The sequence below is a fragment of the Stenotrophomonas sp. IS26 genome (assembly GCF_054188265.1).
This window is the reverse complement of sequence record NZ_JBSZJV010000002.1, coordinates 156,543-176,379: the sequence shown is the minus strand read 5'-3', so window position 1 is coordinate 176,379 and position 19,837 is coordinate 156,543. Positions and strand designations below refer to the sequence as shown.

General features: G+C 67.3%; 15 protein-coding genes. 7 read left to right on the top strand and 8 right to left on the bottom strand.

The annotated features are described in order from the left end of the window. The first annotated feature begins 178 nt into the window (after positions 1-178). Complete coding sequence (gene recJ, locus ACW6W5_RS02720) at positions 179-1,843, top strand: single-stranded-DNA-specific exonuclease RecJ (RefSeq protein WP_226956562.1); 1,665 nt, start codon at positions 179-181, stop codon at positions 1,841-1,843. Positions 1,844-1,858: 15 nt separating this feature from the next. On the opposite strand, the gene ACW6W5_RS02715 is transcribed toward recJ, so the two are convergent. Next, positions 1,859-2,908 (bottom strand): DUF1176 domain-containing protein, encoded by a 1,050-nt coding sequence (locus tag ACW6W5_RS02715; RefSeq protein WP_152150730.1) that lies wholly within the window; start codon positions 2,906-2,908, stop codon positions 1,859-1,861. A 148-nt stretch (positions 2,909-3,056) separates the two neighbouring features. Here ACW6W5_RS02715 and ACW6W5_RS02710 point away from each other — a divergent pair, with 148 nt between their 5' ends. Next, a complete protein-coding gene (locus ACW6W5_RS02710) occupies positions 3,057-5,936 on the top strand; it encodes a VIT domain-containing protein (protein WP_152150732.1) in 2,880 nt (959 codons plus the stop codon). 4 nt (positions 5,937-5,940) lie between these two features. On the opposite strand, the gene ACW6W5_RS02705 is transcribed toward ACW6W5_RS02710, so the two are convergent. Continuing rightward, the gene (locus ACW6W5_RS02705) at positions 5,941-7,167 is read right to left on the bottom strand and encodes an acyltransferase family protein (RefSeq protein ID WP_152150825.1); all 1,227 of its coding nucleotides are present in this window, start codon (positions 7,165-7,167) and stop codon (positions 5,941-5,943) included. A gap of 175 nt (positions 7,168-7,342) precedes the next feature. Between ACW6W5_RS02705 and ACW6W5_RS02700 the strand changes: the two genes are divergently transcribed. The 5 genes from ACW6W5_RS02700 to ACW6W5_RS02680 all read left to right on the top strand — a co-directional run bounded on the left by ACW6W5_RS02700 (position 7,343) and on the right by ACW6W5_RS02680 (position 14,598). After that, on the top strand, positions 7,343-8,212 hold the full coding sequence (locus ACW6W5_RS02700; protein WP_121036695.1) for a LytTR family DNA-binding domain-containing protein: 870 nt from the start codon (positions 7,343-7,345) through the stop codon (positions 8,210-8,212). Between the two features lie 99 nt (positions 8,213-8,311). Continuing rightward, a protein-coding gene (gene prfB, locus ACW6W5_RS02695; protein ID WP_121036696.1) for a peptide chain release factor 2 occupies positions 8,312-9,437 on the top strand; the annotation gives its coding sequence in 2 pieces (ribosomal slippage) (positions 8,312-8,386 and positions 8,388-9,437; 1,125 coding nt in all). Between the two features lie 126 nt (positions 9,438-9,563). After that, entirely contained in the window at positions 9,564-11,081 is a 1,518-nt protein-coding gene (gene lysS, locus ACW6W5_RS02690) for a lysine--tRNA ligase (protein WP_121036697.1), read from the top strand. A 201-nt stretch (positions 11,082-11,282) separates the two neighbouring features. Further along, complete coding sequence (locus tag ACW6W5_RS02685; protein ID WP_152150734.1) at positions 11,283-12,422, top strand: response regulator; 1,140 nt, start codon at positions 11,283-11,285, stop codon at positions 12,420-12,422. 1 nt (position 12,423) lies between these two features. Then, positions 12,424-14,598, top strand: coding sequence for an ATP-binding protein (locus tag ACW6W5_RS02680; RefSeq protein WP_121036699.1), 2,175 nt, complete (start codon positions 12,424-12,426; stop codon positions 14,596-14,598). A gap of 306 nt (positions 14,599-14,904) precedes the next feature. Here ACW6W5_RS02680 and ACW6W5_RS02675 read toward each other — a convergent pair whose 3' ends face one another. Genes ACW6W5_RS02675 through ACW6W5_RS02650 form a run of 6 tightly spaced genes read right to left on the bottom strand, consistent with a single transcriptional unit; the run spans position 14,905 to position 19,837 of the window. Further along, positions 14,905-15,147 carry a DUF2274 domain-containing protein gene (locus ACW6W5_RS02675; protein WP_004883121.1) on the bottom strand — a complete coding sequence of 81 codons (243 nt, stop codon included), beginning with the start codon at positions 15,145-15,147 and terminating at the stop codon, positions 14,905-14,907. Further along, positions 15,144-16,424, bottom strand: a complete 1,281-nt coding sequence (locus tag ACW6W5_RS02670; protein ID WP_004883119.1) for a TraB/TrbI/VirB10 family type IV secretion system protein — start codon at positions 16,422-16,424, stop codon at positions 15,144-15,146. The genes ACW6W5_RS02675 and ACW6W5_RS02670 overlap by 4 nt, the downstream gene beginning before the upstream one ends. A 2-nt stretch (positions 16,425-16,426) precedes the next feature. Then, complete coding sequence (trbG, locus tag ACW6W5_RS02665) at positions 16,427-17,419, bottom strand: P-type conjugative transfer protein TrbG (protein WP_004883112.1); 993 nt, start codon at positions 17,417-17,419, stop codon at positions 16,427-16,429. Beyond that, positions 17,416-18,120, bottom strand: a complete 705-nt coding sequence (trbF, locus tag ACW6W5_RS02660; protein WP_004883108.1) for a conjugal transfer protein TrbF — start codon at positions 18,118-18,120, stop codon at positions 17,416-17,418. Before trbF ends, trbG begins: the two co-directional genes overlap by 4 nt. A 29-nt stretch (positions 18,121-18,149) precedes the next feature. Then, complete coding sequence (gene trbL / locus ACW6W5_RS02655) at positions 18,150-19,514, bottom strand: P-type conjugative transfer protein TrbL (RefSeq protein ID WP_004883106.1); 1,365 nt, start codon at positions 19,512-19,514, stop codon at positions 18,150-18,152. After that, positions 19,511-19,837, bottom strand: a complete 327-nt coding sequence (locus tag ACW6W5_RS02650; protein WP_004883103.1) for a hypothetical protein — start codon at positions 19,835-19,837, stop codon at positions 19,511-19,513. Before ACW6W5_RS02650 ends, trbL begins: the two co-directional genes overlap by 4 nt.

Below are 19,837 nucleotides of genomic sequence, written 5' to 3'. Positions count from 1 at the left end.
CGTCGAAGGACAGCCGGCCAGCGGCCGTCCCCGGCGCGCCATCCACGCCATGCGTGGATGCGTTCACCGGGCAGTATCATGGTCGCGCACGTCATCGATCGAGCCCGTTTTGACCCCGTCTGAAGCACCCCGTATCCAGCGCCGTCCTGCCGCCGCCGTCAGCGAGTGGCCGTCCTCCATGTTGCCGTTGCTGCAGCGCTTGTACGCCGCGCGCGGGGTGACCGATGCCGCGCAGGCCCAGCCGAAGCTGGCCCAGCTGCATGCGCCGGATCTGCTGGGCAGCATGCAGGCCGCGGTAACGCTGCTGGCCGATGCGATCGCCCACAACGAACGCATCCTGATCGTCGGCGATTTCGACTGCGATGGCGCCACCGCCTGTGCGGTCGGGGTGCGCGGCCTGCGCATGCTCGGCGCGCGCGATGTGGTGCACGCGGTGCCCAACCGCATGCTGCATGGCTATGGGCTGTCGCCATCGCTGGTGGCCGAACTGGCCCCGCTCAATCCGGGCCTGCTGGTCACGGTCGACCATGGCATCGCCTGCCATGCCGGCGTCAACGCGGCCAAGGCACTGGGCTGGAAAGTACTGGTCACCGATCACCATCTGCCGGGCGAGCACCTGCCGCCGGCCGATGCCATCGTCGACCCCAACATCAGCGGCGATGCGTTCCCCAGCAAGGCACTGGCCGGCGTCGGGGTCATCTTCTACGTGTTGATGGCGCTGCGCCGCCACCTGCGCGAGCAGGGCGCGTACGCCACGGCACCTGAGCCGGACCTGCTGACCCTGCTGGATCTGGTCGCAGTGGGCACCGTTGCCGATCTGGTCGCGCTGGATGACAACAACCGCGCCCTGGTCTCGGCCGGCCTGCGCCGGCTGCGCAGCGGCAAGGGCTGCGTCGGCCTGCAGGCGCTGATCGAGGCCAGTGGTCGTGACGCCTCGCGGCTCACTGGCAGTGACATTGGTTTCGCGCTCGGCCCACGGTTGAACGCCGCTGGCCGGCTGGAAGACATGGCACTGGGCATCGAGCTGCTGCTCACTGAAGACCGCGCCCACGCGCGTGAGATCGCCACGACGCTGGAGTCGATCAACACCGAGCGCCGTGCGGTCCAACAGCTGATGACCGACGACGCGGAGCTGGCAGTGTCCCGTGCAGTGCTCAGCGCCGAGGGCGTGCGCCCGGTTGCGGCCTGCCTGTTCGATGCCGAATGGCACCCCGGTGTGGTCGGGCTGGTGGCGTCCAAGATGAAGGATCGGCTGCACCGGCCGGTGATCGCGTTCGCACCTTCAGAGCCCGGCGGCGATTCGCTGCGGGGCTCGGCGCGCTCGATTCCCGGCTTCCATATCCGTGACGCGCTGGCCTTGGTCAACGCGGCGCACCCGGGCCTGATCGACAAGTTCGGTGGCCACGCCATGGCTGCCGGCCTCAGTCTGCCGCATGCGCAGCTGGCCGCGTTCGAGCAGGCCTTCGTGGACGTGGTGGAGCGCACGCTGGATCCGCTCTCGCTGCAGCAGCTGCTGCTCACCGACGGCGAGCTGTTGCCGCAGGAGCTGGATTTCGCCCATGCCGAGGCGCTGCGCCTGGCCGGCCCGTGGGGGCAGGGCTTCCCCGAGCCGTTGTTCGATGGTCACTTCCAGGTGGCGCGCTGGCAGGTGCTCAAAGAGAAGCACCTGAAACTGAGCCTGCGCGTGCCGGGCCGGGCCGAGCCGGTCAGCGCCATCCACTTCAGCGGCTGGAGCGGCAACGCGCCGGCCAACCGCGTCCATATCGCGTACCGCCTCGTCAGCGACGACTACCGCGGCGGTGGCGCGATCCAACTGATCGTGGAGCACTGCGCCGACGCGTAACCGGGCGGGTGCGGATTATTCGCGCACCTGCGTCACCAGTGTCGGCATTTCCCAGGCGCCACCGGCGGCGACCAGGCGGCACAACCCGGTGCTGCTGTCCGCCGTCTTCACGAATTGCGTGCCGGTCCAGCCCCAGGTGGTGGAGTACCAGCAATCGCCGAGGCCACGGCCCTTGTGCGCCTCCTGGATGGTGCGCACCTCATCACCGACCGCTGCCGTGGTGACCAGCCGCGGCTGGTACGGCGCGCGGTCGTTGATCACCCAGTAGCCGTCACCGGTGTTGTACGCGCCGCGCCAGCAGCTCAGCGAGACCAGCAGCTTGTCGGCGCTGAGCCGCTGCACCGTCAGCGCTTCGGGTTCCTCGCCGGGTGACAGGCTGCCGCTGGGTCCCAGCGCTTCGCAATCGTCGGCTGACGTCACCGCTGCGAGGGCGGCACGCAGCGCCGGCGATGCGGCCAGCGCGGTGTCCGCCGGGCGGGTGGCCACCGGCTTGCCCAGCCGCACGACCGGCACCGGTAGTGCGGGCGGCACCGAGGATTCGGCGAGGGTGCCTTTGCGCATCAACGCGCCGGGTGTGCCGAGGCGACCTTGGAACGCATCCATCTTCAACAGCACGGCCGAGGCGCCCTGATCAGAGACCGTCCAGCGCGCGCCATCGTCGCCGATCAGCTCGATGCGGCTGTTGCGTGTCAGCGAGGTAAGCAGGGCAGCGAGCTGCTTCGCAGAAAAGGTGGCGGTGCCCTCGGCGGCATCAAACTGCATCGGGCCCAGCGAGGTGCCGTTGATCTGCAGGCTGAGCCGCCGGGTCGCGGTGTTGTCGTCGTATTGGCCGAGCATCAGTTCAGCCTGCACCGGCTGGTCCGGCCCGCCCGCGCGGGTGAGCAGGATCGAGACCGGGTCGCCGCCATTGTCGTCGGCCTGATAACCGGCGGCGCGGCAGGTACGGGTGTTGTCGCAGGCCAGCGTCCAGTCGTGGTGGGTGAACGTCACGCCCTCGATGGCGGCGGCGGCGTAACCGGGCAGGGCGAGGCCCATCAACAGCGGGGCGGTCAACAACAGGCGCATGCGGCATCCTTGGTCCATCAATCCGTGGAGGGCGATCTTGGCCCAGCACGGATGAGGCGTCCATGACCGGAACAGGCGGTTGCCAGCGCTCAACCCCGTTCTCGTGCGCCGTGCGTTCAATGAGGTGTCATCGGATCAGGAGCGTCACATGGGACTCGCACTGCGCAGTATCGGTCTGCTCGCGCTGCTGTGCTGGCAGCTGCCCAGCGCCCACGCACAGGCGCGGCGTTTCCCGCCGCCACGGCCGCCGATCCTGCAGGTCGCCGGCGCCGAGGTGCCGGTGCGGCTGACCGAGGCCCGTATCGACAGCCGCGTCATGGCGGGGCTGGGTGAGACCACGATCGAGTTGACCTTCCACAATCCCAACGCGCGGGTGCTGGAAGGGCAGCTGGCGTTCCCGCTGGCCGCGGGCCAACAGGTGGCCGGGTTCGCACTGGATATCGACGGTGAGCTGCGCGACGCGGTGCCGGTCCCCAAGGCGCAGGGCCGCCAGGTGTTCGAGGCGATCGAGCGCCGCCAGGTTGATCCGGGGCTGCTGGAACAGACCGCCGGCAATCAGTTCCGGCTGCGGCTCTATCCCATCCCGGCGCGTGGTGAGCGTCGCGTCCGTCTGGTGCTGCGCGACAGCCTGCCGACCGTTCCGCAGGGCCTGCAGTGGTCACTGCCCGTGTTCTTCGCACGCCAGGCCGAGCAGGTGACGGTGAAGCTCGAGGCGAGCGGGACGGGCAAGCCGGTCGCCGTGGGCGCCAATCCACTGGGATTCACAGTGAAGACCGGCGCCTATGTGGCGCAGTGGCAAGGGCGCGGTGCGGATCTGCCCGCACAACTGCAGTGGAGCCTTCCGCTCGCCCGCAGCGCTGACGTGGTCACCGGGCTGCATGAGGGGCAGCGCTATCTGCTGGCCAGCGTGCCGGTTCGCACGTCCACCGCGCCGCGCGTTCTGCCTCGGCGCATCGGCCTGCTCTGGGACGCGTCGGGCTCGGCAGGGTCACGCGACCGCGCGGCCGAACTGGCGGTGCTGGATCGCTACTTCAACGCCCTCGGCACCGGTCAGGTCCAGCTGACCGTGCTGCGTGACCGCAGCGAAACGCCGCAGCAGTTCCCGGTGACCCAGGGCGACTGGTCAGCACTGCGCGAGTACCTGCGGGCACTGCCCAACGATGGCGCCAGTGCGCTGGGTGACTGGACGCCGAACCCCGCCATCGGCGAGTACCTGCTGGTCAGCGATGGCCTGGCCAACTACGGCAGCCAGACCTTGCCCACCCTGTCGCCCGATCAACGCCTGTATGCGCTGAGCAGCGCCGGTGCGAAGACCGACACACCGCGCCTGCGCGCCTGGACCGGCGCCCATCATGGCCAGCTGCTGCAGGTGAGCAGCGAGGCGGAGGTGCCAGGCGTGATGCCGCTGCTGCTCCAGCAGCCGGTCGAGGTTGCCGAGGTGCGGGCACGTGGCGTGGAGGACGTGAACGTGGATGCCTCCAGCGCCACACAGGGTTGGATCCGCGTCACCGGCCGCGTGCTGCGTCCCGATGCGACGGTGCTGCTGTCTCTGCGCGGTGGCGGCACCGATCCACAACCGATCACGCTCAACGTCGCGAACGCACGGGGGGTGGAAGGCGGAATGGTCGCCCACGCGTGGGCGAATGCGCGGTTGGCCGCGCTCGCCGCTGACCCGGCCGGGGCGCAGGCCGCCAAGGCGCTGGCGCAGCAGTTCGGGATGGTGACGGCCGATACGTCGCTGCTGGTCCTTGAGACGCTGGAGGACTATCTGCGCTACGGCATCCGTCCGCCTGGCCCGTTGCGCGCGGCCTACGACCAGCGCCATGCGTTGACGGTGGCCGATGCGGCAAGCGAGCGGAAGCGCCGCCTGGATGGCATCGCCCGCCAGTTCGCCGAGCGCGAACAGTGGTGGAATACCCGCTGGCCCAAGGATGCGCCGCCGCGACCCAAGCCGGAATCCCGATCCGTCGCCGCGCCAGTCGCCATGGCGATGGCCGCGCCACCGCCGGCACCTGCGGCGCCGATGGCGCTGGACCGTGTCGAGCTGACCGCGTCGGCGGTTGCCGATCAGGAAGAGGCAACCACCGAGCGCCGCGCTAAATCTGCACCCAAGGCCAACAGCGGCCAGATCACCCTGACGCTGGCGCCGTGGGCACCGGATTCGGCCTATGCACGCCGCCTGCGCGATGCCACGCCGGCGCAGCTGTATCCGCTGTATCTGCAGGAGCGCGAACAGCACGCTGGCAGCAGCGCCTTCTATCTGGACGTGGCCGATCTGCTGCTGGCCAGCGGACAGCGTGACCTGGCCCTGCGCGTGCTCTCCAACCTGGCTGAGATGCAGCTGGAAAACCGCCACGTGCTGCGCGTGCTCGGTTATCGCCTGATGCAGGCCAAGGCGCCGGCACTGGCCGTGCCGGTGTTCCGCCAGGTGCTGGCGATGGGCGAGGAGGAGCCGCAGAGTTTCCGTGACCTCGGCCTGGCGCTCGAAGCGGCCGGGCAGTACCAGGCGGCGGTGGCATCGCTGTATGAAGTGGTGGTGCGCCCGTGGGATGGGCGGTTCGACGGTATCTCGCTGATCGCGCTGGACGAACTGACCCGGCTGATCGCGCGCGAGCGTGTGGATGCTTCCGCGGTCGACCCGCGTCTGCGCCGTGCGATGCCGTTGGACCTGCGCGTGGTGCTGAGCTGGGACAGCGATAACAGCGACATGGACCTGTGGGTCACCGATCCCAACGGCGAGCGCGCGTACTACGGCAACCGGCTGACCTACCAGGGCGGGCAGATGTCGCAGGACTTCACCGGCGGCTATGGCCCGGAGCAGTTTTCGTTGCGTGATGCCAAGCCCGGCACTTACAGGATCGAAGCGAACTACTTCGACAGCCGCGAGCAGCTGGTCACCGGCGCCACCACGTTGATGCTGCGCCTGAGCACCAAGTGGGGCAGCCGCGACCAGCGCGACCAGCAGGTCACGCTGCGGTTGAAGGACCGGGCGGAGACGGTGCTGGTCGGGGAGTTCGAGGTGAAGTAGCCGCCTAGCCGGCCCGCGGCGATCCCGCTGCTGCTCCAACGGCGGTGGGACTCTGCCCCTGCAACCGCTGCCGGCGCAGTCCGAAAAGAGGGCGCAACCAATCGACGCGACGGATCAGCCCTTCGTGCAGCAGCAGGCAGCCCGCCACCGTCCCGGCCACGACCAGCAGCGGCTCCCACCACAGCCCAAGATGCAGCGGCTTGAGCCAGAACAGGAGCGCGATGATCAGGCTCTGGTGCAGGATGTACCAGGGATACACCGCCTCGGTGCAGTACGGCAGCCAGCGGAATGGGCGATCCAGGTACACCTTGGCCCAGCCGAGCACGGTCAGCAGCACGGCCCACAGGTACAGCGACTGGCTGGCAATCACCTGCACCGTCCAGATGCTGTCCGGCCACTGCCGCAACAGGGAATCGGCCGGCAACACCCGCCCCAGGATGCGGATGCCGAAGTACCAGCACGCCGCAAAGACCGCCACCCCCAGGGTGAGCCGGCGCAGCTCGACCACGCGTGCCCAGAACGGGGTGGCGCGGGCAAGCAGATAGCCGGCCAGGAACACCGTGCCGTACTTGGCGTGCTGGTACCAATCGCCGAACAGCAGGTTGGTGGAGGGAAACAGGGGATCGAGCCAGGCCACCCAGCCGAAGGAGAGCAGCGAGGGCAATCCGATCAGCATCGGCGCCGGCGCCCGGGCATAGCGCTCCACCGCGCGGCGCACCGCAGGGGTATCCAGTACCGGCATCAGCAGCGCCAGCACCAGTGTGTAGACCCATAGGTAGGCCAGGTACCACAGGTGGTTCCAGGTGATGCGCAGTTGCCAGCCGGCAAACGTGTCCTGCGGCCAGGCCGGCATCTGCCAGTAGCGCAGCAGGAAGGCGCCGAAGCCGGGCTCGATCTGTCCGTTGGTCAGTGCCTCGGCGTAGGGCTGGATCGGCACCACGACGAACATTCCGAACAGCAGCGGCAGCAGCAACCGCCACGTGCGCAGCACGGCAAAGCGCGCGATGCGCGCCTCGGGCCGCATCAGGGCGATGGCGATACCGGAGAGCAGGAACAGCAACGGCATCCGCCAGCGGTTCACCAGCAGCATCGGCCACTGCAGCCACTCGGCGGTGTACTCGCTCTTGAGATGGAAGCCCCAGCCATCCACGTAGGCCATGGCGGTGTGATAGAGGATGAGCAGGGCGAAGGCGAGCACGCGCAGGGCGTCGATGTCGTGGCGGCGTGGCATGGACGGGGCAGGCAGGAAAGGAGACTGCACGGTGCGCAGTCGCCGCGCGGTCCGCCATGGCGGAGGGGCCTGCCGCCGGGGGCAAGTGACGAATGGCGGTCGCCAAGGGACGGGTGGGGCGCACTACCATGGCCTGATGAGTCAGGCTGACGACCCTTTGCGAATGGACGATTCAATGGCGAACGGACGTGCCGCGCGGTGGCGGCCGCGTGCGCGGATGCTGGTGTGGTCGGTCATCCTGTTGACCACGGCGGTGGCCAATGCGCTGGTGGAAGTGATGGATGCGGGCCGCCGTGGCGAAGACCTGGGCCTGTGGCAGCCGATGATCTGGGAGCTGAGCAGCGTCACGATGATCCTGCTGACGCTGCCGGTCCTGTGGTGGGGCTGCCAGCGTTGGCCGCTGCACGCCGATACCTGGAAACGACGGCTGCCGCTGTACCTGCTGGCCAGCGTGGCGTGGTCGCTGGTGCATGTCACCGGGATGATGGGGCTGCGCCATCTCGCTTATGCCGCGCTCGGCTACCACTACCAGGACGATGCCACCTGGCCGGTACGCTTGATGTACGAGTACCTCAAGGATGTCCGTGCCTTCTTCACCTTCGTGGCGATCGAGCACTTCTTCAGCTGGTTCGGGCGGCGCCGGCAGGGCGAGGCCCACCTGCTGGTGGCGCCGGATGATGCGCCCCCGGTGGACGCCGTGGAGCGCCCGGAGCGGTTTCTGGTGCGCAAGCTGGGCCGCGACTTCCTGGTCGCCACCGGTGATATCGAGTACGCCCAGGCGGCCGGCAACTACGTCAACCTGCGGGTGCGCGGGCACGACTACCCGCTGCGCAGCACCATGGCGGCGCTGGAAGAACGATTGGATCCGGCGCTGTTCGTGCGTGCCCACCGCAGCTGGCTGGTGAATGTGCGGCACCTGGTCTCGATCGAGCCGCTGGATGGGGGCGAGGCCCTGCTGCACATGGACGATGGCGGCCGGGTGCCGTGCAGCCGCCGGCAGCTGCCCTCGTTCCGGCAGGCGCTGGCCGTGCAGGGGGCGGCGTGAGATCAATGCGTACGGGGGGGGCGGCACCCCGCAGGCTTGGCCGGGCAAGCCCCGGATAGGCTATGATGGACAGTCTTTTCGCACGCATTAATCGCCGACATGATCGAGCTCAATCCTGTCCGCCAGCGCATCACCGATCTCACCGATCGCGTGCTCTCGCTCAGGGGGTATCTTTGACTACGACGCCAAGAAAGAGCGTCTGGAAGAAGTAACCCGGGAACTGGAAAACCCGGATATCTGGAACAACGCCGAATACGCCCAGAACCTTGGCCGCGAACGCGCCAATCTGGAGAAGACCGTCGGCGGAATCGCCACGATCCTCGACGGCCTGGCCGAATCGGGTGAACTGCTGGAACTGGCCGAAAGCGAACAGGACGAAGAAACCGCCCTGGCCGTGGTCAGCGACCTGGACAAGTACCAGAAGCATGTCGAGCAGCTGGAGTTCCAGCGCATGTTCTCCGGGCAGATGGATACCGCGGCGGCCTTCGTCGACATCCAGGCGGGCGCCGGCGGTACCGAAGCCCAGGACTGGGCCGAAATCCTGCTGCGCATGTACCTGCGCTGGTGCGAATCGCGCGGCTGGAAGACCGAGCTGATGGAAGTCTCCGGCGGCGACGTCGCAGGCATCAAGTCGGCCACGCTGCGCGTGGAAGGCGATTACGCCTATGGCTGGCTGAAGACCGAAACCGGCGTGCACCGGCTGGTGCGCAAGTCGCCGTTCGATTCGGACAACCGCCGCCACACCAGCTTCACCTCGGTGTTCGTGTCGCCGGAAGTCGATGACAACATCGAAATCGACATCAACCCGGCCGACCTGCGTACCGATGTGTACCGCTCCTCCGGCGCGGGTGGTCAGCACGTCAACAAGACCGAGTCGGCGGTGCGTATCACGCACATCCCGACCAACACGGTCGTGGCCTGCCAGACCGGCCGCAGCCAGCACCAGAACCGCGACAACGCGATGAAGATGCTGGCCGCCAAGCTGTACGAGCTGGAAATCCAGAAGCGCAACGCCGAGCGCGATGCCGTGGAAGCCACCAAGTCCGACATCGGCTGGGGCAGCCAGATCCGCAACTACGTGCTCGACCAGAGCCGTATCAAGGACCTGCGCACCGGCATCGAACGCTCCGATACGCAGAAGGTGCTGGATGGCGACCTCGACGAATTCGTCGAAGCGAGCCTGAAGTCCGGCCTGGCCGTGGGTGCCAAACGCACCGACGCCTGACCGTCGGGGCCGCCACGCGCGGCCCCGATCCGTTGTGCCCGGGCCACGCCCGGTTTCGCAATCCGCCCCGACCATCGGCATGATGGCGGGGACCGTCCCTCCCCCCGACATACATAGACCCACGCCATGAACGATCAGACCGCCGCGCCGCAGCCCCCCGTCGACGAGAACAGCCTCATCGCCGAGCGCCGCGCGAAACTGACCGCCCTGCGCGGGCAGGGCATCGCCTACCCGAACGATTTCCGCCGCGAGCACTTCGCCGGGACCCTGCAGGCCGAGTTCGCCGATGCCGAGCAGTGGACCGCCGAAGCACTGGAAGCCAGTGACCGCCAGGTCAAGATGGCCGGCCGCCTGATGGCCAAGCGCGTGATGGGCAAGGCCAGCTTCGCCCAGATCCAGGACGAGTCCGGCCGCATCCAGCTGTTCCTGCAGGGCAGCACCCTGGGTGACGCCTACACCGCCTTCAAGGGCTGGGACGTGGGCGACATCATCGCCGTCGAGGGTGGGCTGACCCGCACCAAGACCGGTGAGCTGTCGGTCAAGGCCACCAGCATCCGCCTGCTGACCAAGTCGCTGCGCCCGCTGCCGGACAAGTGGCACGGCCTGGCCGACGTGGAGCAGCGCTACCGCCAGCGCTACGTCGATCTGATCGTGACCCCGGAGTCGCGCGAGGTGTTCATCAAGCGCTCGCGGATCATCCGCGCCATGCGCGCCTGGCTGGACAACCGCGACTTCCTGGAAGTCGAAACGCCGATGATGCATTACATCCCCGGCGGCGCCACGGCCAAGCCGTTCACCACCCACCACAACGCGCTGGACCTGGACCTGTACCTGCGCGTGGCCCCGGAGCTGTACCTCAAGCGCCTGGTCGTGGGTGGGCTGGAGCGCGTGTACGAGATCAACCGCAACTTCCGCAATGAAGGCGTCAGTACCCGCCACAACCCGGAATTCACCATGATGGAGCTGTACGAGGCCTATGCCACGTACACCGAAGTGATGGACCTGACCGAAGGCGTGATCCGTGACGTGGCCAGCAAGGTGCTGGGCACCACCACGGTGGAGTGGGACGGCGCCACGATCGATCTGGCCCCGGCCTTCCGCCGTTGGCGCATGGACGAGGCGGTGCGCCACCACAACCCGGAGATCAGTGCGGCCGACTGTACCGACCGCGATGCGCTGGTGGCCCACTGCGAGCGCCTGAAGATCCGCATCAAGCCGTCCTACGGCTGGGGCAAGCTGCTGCTGGAGATCTTCGAAGCTACCGTCGAGCACACCCTGATCCAGCCGACCTTCATCACCGACCACCCGGTGGAAGTCTCGCCGCTGGCCCGTGCCAACGATGACCAGCCGGGCTATACCGACCGCTTCGAGCTGTTCATCAACGGCAAGGAGCTGGCCAACGGCTTCTCCGAGCTGAACGATCCGGAAGACCAGGCGGCCCGTTTCCAGGCCCAGGTCACGGCGAAGGAGGGCGGTGATGACGAAGCCATGCATTACGACGCCGATTACATCCGCGCGTTGGAGTACGGCATGGCGCCGACCGGCGGCCTGGGCATCGGCATCGACCGGCTGGTGATGCTGCTGACCGGCAGCAGCTCGATCCGTGACGTGCTGCTGTTCCCGTACATGCGTCCCGAAAACTGAGACCTGGGTCCGGGCGTGCTTGGGGCGCGTCCGGATGGGGGTTCCGCTCCCGTGGCCGCGCGAGTATGGTTTCTGCGTGGCCTTAGCAAGGTGCTATGGCGTGATGGCCACGGACCATGACGGGTCGCAGCAGGTGCTTACATCGGCATCACACTGTGACGACGATCATGAACTGGGGTGTTCATGACGGGAGGCGGACCCATGCAAGGTGCCAGTGTGCTGAGCGGCGGAGTATCCTCTCCGCAGCATGTTCCAGTGTGGTCAAGGAAGAAGGCAGAAGCAGCCTTGAATATTGTCATCGTTGACGACCAGACGTCCGCGCGTACCATGCTGCGCCATGTCATCGAAGACATCGCGCCGGAACTGTCCGTGCACGACTTCGGCGATCCGCTGACGGCGCTCGCCTGGTGCGAGTCGCATGCCGTGGATCTGCTCCTGCTCGATTACCGCATGCCGGAAATGGATGGGCTCGAGTTTGCCCGCCGGTTCCGCCGCCTGCCCAAGCACCGCGACATCCCCGTGATCCTGATCACCGTGGTTGGCGATGAGCCGATCCGCCAGGCCGCGCTGGAAGCAGGGGTGATCGATTTCCTGGTCAAGCCGATCCGCCCGCGCGAACTGCGCGCGCGCTGCTACAACCTGTTGCAGCTGCGCCAGCAGTCGGAGAACGTGAAGCAGCGCGCGCTGTCGCTGGAGCAGCGGCTGCTGGCCAGCATGCACGAGGTGGAAGAGCGCGAGCGCGAGACGCTCTCGCGCCTGGCGCGGGCGATCGAGTTCCGTGATGCCGGCACCAGCGCCTATCTGGAGCGCATGGCGCACGTGGCGGGCCTGATCGCCGAGCAGCTCGGGCTGCCGGAGGAAGAGGTCAAGCTGATCGAGATGGCCGCGCCCCTGCACGACATGGGCAAGATCGCCATTCCCGATGCCGTGCTGCTCAAGCAGGGCAAGCTGAGCGATGAGGAGCAGGCGATCATGCGCCGGCACCCGCGCATCGGCTATGAACTGCTGAGTGGCAGCCAGAACCGGTTCATCCAGGTCGGCGCGCTGATCGCGCTGCGACACCATGAGCGCTACGACGGCAGCGGCTACCCGGATGGGCTGGTCGGCGATGCCATTCCGCTGGAAGCGCGGATCGTGGCGGTGGCCGATGTGTTCGACGCCCTGATCTCACCCCGTCCGTACAAGGAAGCATGGACCATGGAAGCCACGCTGGCTTATCTGTACGCCCAGCGTGGCCGGTTGTTCGACCCGCGCTGCGTTGATGCCCTGCTGCGCGGCCGCCTCCAGCTTGATGAGATCTGCGCACAGCACTCCACTGCGTCATCCCGCCCGGGGATGTGATATGCGTCGTCTGTACCCGCGCCTGAAGCAACGTCTGGCGCAGCGCCCGGATACCGAGCACGGCCAGGCGATCGTGCGCATCGTGCTGATCACCCTGATCCTGCTGTATGTGCTGATGCCGGGGCCGCGGCACGATCTGCCGCCGGCGCAGTACCACGGCGTGCTGGCGATCGTGCTGACCGGCCTGACCCTCTCGCTTGGGCTGTTCGGCTGGCTGCTGTGGCGGCCGGGGCGTTCGGATCCACGCCGGGTGGCCGGCATGCTGGCCGACTACGGGCTGATCGCCGCGGGGATGGTGCAGATGGGTGAGCCGCTGGCCTGGGTCTACATCGTGGTGATGTGGGTGACGGTCGGCAACGGCATGCGCTATGGCAACAACTATCTCTATGTGGCCGTGGCGATGGCCATGGTCAGCTTCGGCAGCACCGCGCTGCTTACGCCTTACTGGGAACGCAATGCCCGGCTGGCGTTCGGCCTGTGGCTGGGCCTGGCCGCGGTGCCGCTGTATTTCTCCACGCTGCTGCGCCAGTTGACCCGGGCGATGGCCGAGGCGCGCCGTGCGAGCGAGGCCAAGAGCCGCTTCCTGGCCAACATGAGTCATGAATTCCGCACGCCGCTCAACGGGCTGTCGGGCATGACCGAGCTGCTGGCCACCACCAAGCTCGATGAAGAGCAGCGCGAGTGCGTCAATACCATCCAGGCCTCCTCGCGCAGTCTGCTGGCGCTGGTGGAAGAGGTGCTGGACATCTCCGCGATCGAAGCGGGCAAGCTGCGCGTCACCGCCGAGGATTTCGCGCTGGCCGATGTGATCCAGGCGATCGGGCTGATCCTGCTGCCGCAGGCCAAGGCCAAGCGATTGGACTACCGGGTCAAGGTCGCCGATACCGTGCCGCCTTTGTTGCGCGGCGATCTCGGTCACCTGCGCCAGATCCTGCTCAACATCGCCGGCAACGCGGTCAAGTTCACCGACCATGGCCGGGTCGAAATCCGCGTCGGCGTGCTCAATGCCGAATCCAATGGCGGGGTGCGGCTGCGCTTTGACATCCTCGATACCGGCATCGGCGTTGCGCCGGAAATGCGCCCGCGTCTGTTCGAAGCCTTCGAGCAGGCCGATGTCAGCATGGCCCGCCGGCACGAAGGCACCGGCCTGGGGACGACCATCGCCAAGGGCCTGGTCGAGGCGATGGGCGGCGACATCGGCTACGAAGAAAACCCGCCGCAGGGCAGTCATTTCTGGTTCGAGCTGCCGTTCGCGCCGCCGCGCGTGCCGTTGGGCGCGGTCACCCCGGCCCTGGTCGGCGACGGGCTGCCGGACCGCAACGGCAATGTCATTGCCTTCGCCGATCCGTTCCTGCGCCACCGCGCGCGCGTGCGCAGCATGCACATCCTGGTCGCCGATGATCATGAGGCCAACCGGATGGTGCTGCAGCGCCTGCTGCAGAAAGCGGGCCACAAGGTGCTGTGCGTCAACGGTGGCGAAGCGGTGCTGGATGCGATGGCCGAGAGCGATTTCGATGCCGCCATCGTCGATCTGCACATGCCCGGCATGAGTGGCCTGGACATGCTCAAGGAGCTGCGCGTGATGCAGGCCGGGGGCGGTCCGCGCACGCCGGTGCTGGTGCTCAGCGCCGATGTCACCCCCGAGGCGATCCAGCGCTGCACCCAGGCCGGTGCGCACACGTTCCTGGCCAAGCCAGTGGTGGCCGTGCGGCTACTGGACGTGCTGGCCGACATCGCCTCCAACGGGCAACTCAAGGCCAGCGCGCCGATCGTGCGCACCGCCACCGTATTGGATGGCGTGCTGGATCCCGGCGTGCTCGACGAGTTGGCTTCGCTCGGCATGGGCGATGGCTTCGAGCGCGAGTTCATCCGCCAGTGCCTGGCCGATGCCGAGCAGTGCGTCGGTGTGGCGCTGGCCGACGGCGAGCGCGGCGATTGGGTGCATTTCCGTGAGCAGGCCCACGCGATCAAGGGCGTGGCCAGCAATCTGGGCCTGGTCCGCGTGGCCAACCGCGCGGGCGACCTGATGCGCATGGCCGATTGGCAGCTCAAGAGTGAGTGGCGTCAGCGCGTGACCCTGCTGCAGGCCGGGATCAAGGAGGGCCGTCAGGCACTGGATGCGCGTGCCCAGCGCAAGGCACAGGGGCACGCCGACGACGGCGGCGACATGCGCTGAGCGGGCAACACTAAAAAATGTCCGCAGTCAAGCGATTGTTGAAATCAGCCTGATGGCCGGAAGTCTATATGGGGTGCGGGTTTGGCTCTACTTCGGGCCGCCTTGCGGGGCTGTGGCGTTGTGGGCTGGGAGCCACATAGGAGCTTCGCGGTAGAAAGCCCGAGCGTGCTGCATCGGGGGCGGTTGCCTGCAGGCGGTAGCCGCGTTTGGTCTTCATAGCCCAATCGGTCGCCGTCCTCCAGAATGAAGAACGCGCAGCCTTGGGCTGCGCGTTTGAGGGATGGCCGCCAGCGGAAACCGGCATCATCAGCTTGGCTTCGGCGGCGCGGCCTTGCCCGCGCCTCCCTTCCTGAATCCCCGATCTCCGACCATGAAGGCTTCTAGCATGTGCGGAATTAGCACCGTGGCATCGACCGCCTCGCCGTAGGTCTGCGCGTGCAGCGTAGCGTAGCGGTCGAGGTCGGCTTTCAGGCTGGCCGGGCAAGCAAAAGTCAGCTTCGTGGATTCCGTTTTCGGCAGCGGCCCGAGCCGTAGCTTGCGCGTCGTCATCGCGAAGTCCCCCTGTTGAAGAAAAGTGGCTGGTACGGCCGCAGCACCAGATCGCGGTTGACGATGATGCGAACCGGCAAGCCGGGGCGCTCCGTCAAGGTGGGCTGGATGTTGAGGTTGCGCCGGGTCATCTCCTGACCGACCTGATTGATGCTGTCCTGGGCGCTATCGCGGCCGGCGATGATGACGCGATCACCGTCCTGCCGGTTCTCCGGCGCAGCCAGTTCGGCACCGATGCCCAGTAGCGTCGTCAGTGCCGCACCGGCAAAGACGCGATCCCAATGCCAATCCACATCATCTTCCAAGCCGGCGTAGCCGGCCGGATCGGTGCCGGCCAAGTTGTCGAGCTTGAGCGAAGACGTGTCGGGCAGGATGATCCGGTTCCACACCACTTGCACGCGGCTCTGCCCGTAGCTGACCTGGCTGTTGTATTTGCCCAGGATGCGTGACCCCTGCGGGATCAGCAGGAACTTGCCGGTAGCCGTGTCATAGACCGGCTCCGTCACTGTGGCGATCACATCGCCCGGCAAGTCCGACTTGATGCCCGTCACCAGCGCCCCGGCGACCACCGTTCCGGCCATGACCTGATACGGCGACGCCGGCAGCGTCAGGTTGCCGGAATCACGGGCTTCCGTGGTTCCGGCTTTCTGGAATGCCTCTTTCTGGTCTTGCCGGTTCTGCACGGCGGTCGGGTCGGCGGGCTGGGCCGCCGTCGACGCAGGCCCGGCCGCCAGCGGGTCGAAGGCCGCATTGGCGGTGAAGCCCGGCGCAGCGGCTACCTGTGTCTGCGCCACCGGCGCGGCCTTCTGCGAACCAGAGCGGAAGAACACCGCCGATGCCGCTGCTGCTTCGGCTTCCTTGCGCAACGCGTCGTTGGGGTCGTTGCCGGGGGCCGCGTAGGCGGCCGTCACCGGCTGCTGCGACTTCACAATGGCCGGGCCAAGATCGCCTGGCAGCGGCGGCCCCAACTCCGGCACGGATGCCGCCAAGGGGGGCGGCAGCTTCGAGTAGTCCGCCGGCAGCGCGTCCAACCCTTCGGACTTCGAGACGCGATCGACGTTGTAAAGCTCGGTCTGCTCGCCTGCACCGCGCCGCTGCGGTTGCAGCGACCACATCAGCGCGCCGAGCACAGCGACCGAGAGACCGCCGACGAGGATGGCCAGCGTGCGCCGGTTCAGGCGCGTGACCGGGCGCGGTTGGGCGCGCAGCGCAACTGCCTCGGGTGCCACCTTGCCCGCATGCGGCGTGGCGAGGTCGGGAGTGTCGTCCTGGCTCATGGTCAGTTCCTCCGCGCCAAGCCATCCGTGCGTTCGATACGCACCACGTCACCCTTGTCGCCGCCCAGGCGCAGTTCGGCCGCGCCGAACAGCCGATCCACGATGTAGTAAGGCGAGCGAAAACGGTAATTCACCAGTTGTCCGTCGCCCTGCGCGCCGATGACGAACAGCGGTGGCAGCTCGCCTTGGGCGATTCCCGGCGGGAACTGGATATAGACCTTCTCGCCATCGTCGAAGGCGCGCAGCGGCTTCCACGGCGGATTGCTGCCTGAGACGGAATATCGGAAGCGGATCTTCTCCAGCGACAGTCCGGTATCGACCGGTGCGGCGGCGCTAGCCGCCTGCGACTGGCGCTGCAAGGCCAACATCCGGTCTTTTGGGTAGTCCCAGGACACCGACGCCATCCATGCCTTTTCCGTCGAGGTCAGTTCCAGCAGGTATGTTCTGCGACTGGTGGTGATGACCAAATTCGTCTTGAGGCCTGAGCGGATGGGCTTGACCAGCACATTGATGCGCATCGCGTCGCCGCTGCCGCTGGACGTGTCACCGACGATCCAGCGCACGGTATCGCCGGCTGCGACCGTCACTAGTTCCTCGCCCGGCTGCAAGGAAACCACGGTCACGCGTCCCGGCGCGGCATAGACTTGGTAGAGCGCACCATCGGTGAAGGGCCACACCTGAATCGCATTGACGTAGCCCTCGCGCGTGGGCGCGATGCGCGCCTCGGCATTGGCACGGGAAACGCGCACCTTCTCATCGGCCGGCTCCGGCTTAGCCGGGGCCGCGTCCAACTCGTGCAGCGGCTTCAACTGCGCTGGCAGCGCCAGCGGCTCGGGCATGGCGACGACTTCCACTGGAGCAGGCGGCTCCGGCAGCGGCTGTGCCTGCACCGGCTCATCGAGCGAAATGGACGGAGGCGGCTTGCCCTGCGAAGCGCAGCCCGACAGGGCCACCACGGTCAGCGCGAAAGCGTATAAGCGGAAAGACAGGTTCATGGCTTGGCTCCTTCAGAAGAATCCAGTTCGCGGCTCCACGACAGGCCGTTGACGTAGATACCCAGCGGGTTCTTGCGCAGGCGCTGTTCGGTGCGCGGGGTTTGCAGGACGGTGGAAAGCACCGCGTTCCATCGCTCGGTCCCGGCGGGGGCACCGTTGATGAACCGTTGCTCCGTCCAACGGACGTTGAACGAGGCATCGCTGGCGCGTACCACGCTGGTGATCTGCACCGTCACCGACTCGCGGCCAACACGGGCGAAAGGATCGTTCTTGCTGGCGTAGTCGTTGAGCACCGCCGCGCCTTTGTCGGTGGTGTAGTCGTAGGCGTCCAGCCAGTTTTGCCGCACCACGATGGGATCGATAGACAGCGAGCGCACCAGCGTCACGAAGCGCGCCAGGTGGTGCGCGATCTGCGCATCGGCGGGCCGGTACGGCGTGGCGGCTTCGCCGACGGCGCGCACCTGCCCCGACTGATCGACCTCGATGACGTAAGGGGTGACGATGGACTGCGCCGAGCGCCACACCAGGCCACCGGCCATCAGCAGCGCAAGCGTGAGGCAGCCGAAGGCCATAAAACGCCAGTTCTTGGCCTGGACGCGGGCCGAGCCGATGCGCTCGTCCCACACCTGCGCGGCGGATTGGTACGGGGTGGCAGGCTGCGGCGTGTCGGCATAGCGCACCTGCGGGCGTTTGAATCGCATAGGGTTCTCCTTGGTGGTCAGGTATCGGGTCACGCATCGGGGCGCAGGCTTGGGCCTTGCCCTGAGCCGCCGCCGTCGCCACTGCGCAGCGTGTGGGCTGCGGTGGTTGCGGCATGGGTGATCTGCTGGCGGCGGTGCATCCGCTTTGCCCAGGCGGGTTGCTCTTGCTTCGGCGCGCTGGCTGCGCCTTCGCCTGCGGCGGCCTGGCCGGAACCGGCAGCGCCGACATCCGCACCGTTCCATCCTGCCCGGAAGGAGTCGGCCACCTTCTGACCGGCAGCGGAAGCGCCCGATGCAGCTCGGCGGCCTGCCGCTTGCGCGCCGGTCTTGGCGACATTGCCGAGGCCCGCAGCCGCGCCTTTAGCCCCGCCGCCCGCAGCGGCGGAACCGGCCTGGAATGCGGACTTGGCGCTGCTGGCCGCCGACGTGGCGGCGCGTGCGCCGCTCCCGGCCAGCTTTGCGGCGGCCGGGGCCATGCGTGCGCCCGCCATGACGGCACCGCCCACGCCGGTCGCGGCGGCACCGATGGCAACACCCGTGCCTACCGCGCCGACGGCAGCGCCCGCCATCGCACCCGCGCCGAGCTGCGGCGCACCGGACACAAGGCCCGTGGCGATGCCGGGGCCGAAGATGCCCAGCGCCAGCAAGGCAAGCGAAGCCAGCATCACGACAAGCGCATGGTCGATGGAAGGCTCGTCGGGATGAACCTGGAACTCCGCGAACAGGCCCGAGCCGATGCCGACGATTACCGCCAGCACCAAGACCTTGATGCCTGACGAAACCACATTGCCGAGCACCTTTTCCGCGAGGAACGAGGTTTTGTTCCAGAGCGCAAACGGGATCAAGACGAAGCCGGCAAGCGTGGTCAGCTTGAACTCGATCAACGTGATGAAAAGCTGAACCGCGAGCACGAAGAAACAGAGGATCACCACCAGCCAAGCGATGAACAGCACCACGATGGGGTCGAGGTTCACGAACACTTCGGGGAAGCCGGCCATGTCACCGATCTGGTCGAGGATCGGCGCAGCGGCGTCGATGCCGGTCTTGGCAAGCCGACCCGGCTGCAAGAAGTTCTCCATCGTTATGGCCGAGCCAGTGGCGGTGATGCCTAGCCCGGCGAACGAGCGGAACACGATGCTCGACAGCCAATTGAAGTTACCGATGATGTAGGCGAAGGCACCGACGTAAAGCACCTTGCGCAGCAGCTTGGCGATCACGTCCTCGCCCTGGCCGGTCGCATGGCTCATGGCCCAATACAGACCGGCAATGGTCATGTCGATGACAATGAGAGTGGCCGTCAGGAACGCGACTTCGCCTTGCAGCAGACCGAAACCGGAGTCGATGTAGCGCGAGAAGGTATCGAGGAATCTGTCGATGATCGTTACGTCGTTCATGGCGTGTCCTCCGCAGCGGCGAGCGACGCATCACCTTCCGGCGCGTCGTCGGTTGGCGTGTCGAAACTCGCCGGAATCGGCGGCAGTTCTGCCAGCGTCCGGTATTCGTCCGGCCCAGTCTGGCCGGTGAAGAAGCGCCGCCGGAAGGCTTCGGCAGCGGCGCGACAGGTGTCTTCGCCTGCGGTTTGCCGGTCGGCTGCGCATTGGGCGCGCAGCGCCTTGAGCCGCACGGGATCGGCGGCCAAGGTGGCGGTCAGGTCTTCAGCCGGCTGCTGGCCGCATGCGGTCAGCAGCACGGCCAGCAGGACAGGAACGCATCGCAT

Excerpts from the sequence above, each read along its gene's own strand:
- ACW6W5_RS02680 (WP_121036699.1), top strand. The coding sequence starts at position 12,424 with ATGCGTCGTCTGTACCCGCGCCTGAAGCAACGTCTGGCGCAGCGCCCG.
- trbG (WP_004883112.1), bottom strand. The coding sequence starts at position 17,419 with ATGAACCTGTCTTTCCGCTTATACGCTTTCGCGCTGACCGTGGTGGCC.
- recJ (WP_226956562.1), top strand. The coding sequence starts at position 179 with ATGTTGCCGTTGCTGCAGCGCTTGTACGCCGCGCGCGGGGTGACCGAT.
- ACW6W5_RS02700 (WP_121036695.1), top strand. The coding sequence starts at position 7,343 with ATGGCGAACGGACGTGCCGCGCGGTGGCGGCCGCGTGCGCGGATGCTG.
- trbF (WP_004883108.1), bottom strand. The coding sequence starts at position 18,120 with ATGCGATTCAAACGCCCGCAGGTGCGCTATGCCGACACGCCGCAGCCT.
- ACW6W5_RS02705 (WP_152150825.1), bottom strand. The coding sequence starts at position 7,167 with ATGCCACGCCGCCACGACATCGACGCCCTGCGCGTGCTCGCCTTCGCC.
- ACW6W5_RS02715 (WP_152150730.1), bottom strand. The coding sequence starts at position 2,908 with ATGCGCCTGTTGTTGACCGCCCCGCTGTTGATGGGCCTCGCCCTGCCC.
- ACW6W5_RS02710 (WP_152150732.1), top strand. The coding sequence starts at position 3,057 with ATGGGACTCGCACTGCGCAGTATCGGTCTGCTCGCGCTGCTGTGCTGG.
- ACW6W5_RS02670 (WP_004883119.1), bottom strand. The coding sequence starts at position 16,424 with ATGAGCCAGGACGACACTCCCGACCTCGCCACGCCGCATGCGGGCAAG.
- ACW6W5_RS02675 (WP_004883121.1), bottom strand. The coding sequence starts at position 15,147 with ATGACGACGCGCAAGCTACGGCTCGGGCCGCTGCCGAAAACGGAATCC.
- ACW6W5_RS02685 (WP_152150734.1), top strand. The coding sequence starts at position 11,283 with ATGCAAGGTGCCAGTGTGCTGAGCGGCGGAGTATCCTCTCCGCAGCAT.
- trbL (WP_004883106.1), bottom strand. The coding sequence starts at position 19,514 with ATGAACGACGTAACGATCATCGACAGATTCCTCGATACCTTCTCGCGC.
- lysS (WP_121036697.1), top strand. The coding sequence starts at position 9,564 with ATGAACGATCAGACCGCCGCGCCGCAGCCCCCCGTCGACGAGAACAGC.
- ACW6W5_RS02650 (WP_004883103.1), bottom strand. The coding sequence starts at position 19,837 with ATGCGATGCGTTCCTGTCCTGCTGGCCGTGCTGCTGACCGCATGCGGC.